Raw genomic sequence first — 913 nt, forward strand, 5'->3', positions numbered from 1 at the left:
CCTGCAGCAGCTCGCCGAGCATGCCGGGCGAGAGCTAGCGGAGCGGGGGACCGCCCCGCCGCCGGTGCGGGTCTACTGCTTCGGCGGCGACGCCGTCAGCGATGCGGCGTTCGAACTGGCCAAGGCTGCACTGCAACCGGAGCACATCATCAACGGCTACGGCCCGACCGAGACGGTGGTGACGCCGCTGATCTGGAAGGCGGGCCGGCAGGACCGCTGCGGTGCGGCCTATGCGCCGATCGGCCTGCGGGTGGGCGACCGCGCCACCCATGTTCTGGACGGCGATCTGAACCCGGTACCGCTCGGCGTGGTCGGGGAGCTTTATCTTGGCGGTGCCGGGTTGGCGCGTGGCTACCTGAACCGCCCCGGCCTGACGGCGGAGCGTTTCGTCGCCGACCCGTTCTCGGCGGGCGGCGGGCGGCTCTACCGGACGGGCGACCTTGTGCGCCAGCGCGGGGACGGGGTGATCGAGTATGTCGGGCGGATCGACCATCAGGTGAAGATCCGCGGCTTCCGCATCGAGCTTGGCGAGGTGGAGGCGCGGCTGCGGGCGCAGCAGGGCGTGCGCGAGGCGGCGGTGGTCGCCCGCGACGGCAGCTCCGGCAAGCGTCTGGTCGGCTATGTCGTGCCCGCCGGTGATGACGCTGGTGACGGCCTTGTCGAGCGGCTGCGTGCCGGGCTGAAGGCGGCGCTGCCGGACTATATGGTGCCAACGCATCTCGTGGTGTTGGAGCGGTTGCCGCTGACGCCCAACGGCAAGCTGGACCGCAAGGCCCTGCCCGAGCCGGAGGTGTCGTCGTCGGTCCAAGTGCCGCCGCGCAGCGCGGCCGAACGGGCCCTGGCGGCGCTGTGGTGCGAGCTGCTGCGGCTGGAGAGCGTCGGCGTCACCGACAACTTCTTCGAGCTGGGCGGG

Annotated in this window: 1 protein-coding gene; it reads left to right on the plus strand. The window is 71.9% G+C overall.

All coding sequences use genetic code 11. The features are described 5' to 3' along the window. Positions 1-913 (plus strand): AMP-binding protein (locus tag TSH64_RS28285; protein WP_146208143.1); only part of this gene is annotated, 913 nt, incomplete at both ends.

It is taken from the genome of Azospirillum sp. TSH64 (genome assembly GCF_003116035.1).
Classification (GTDB): Bacteria; Pseudomonadota; Alphaproteobacteria; order Azospirillales; family Azospirillaceae; genus Azospirillum.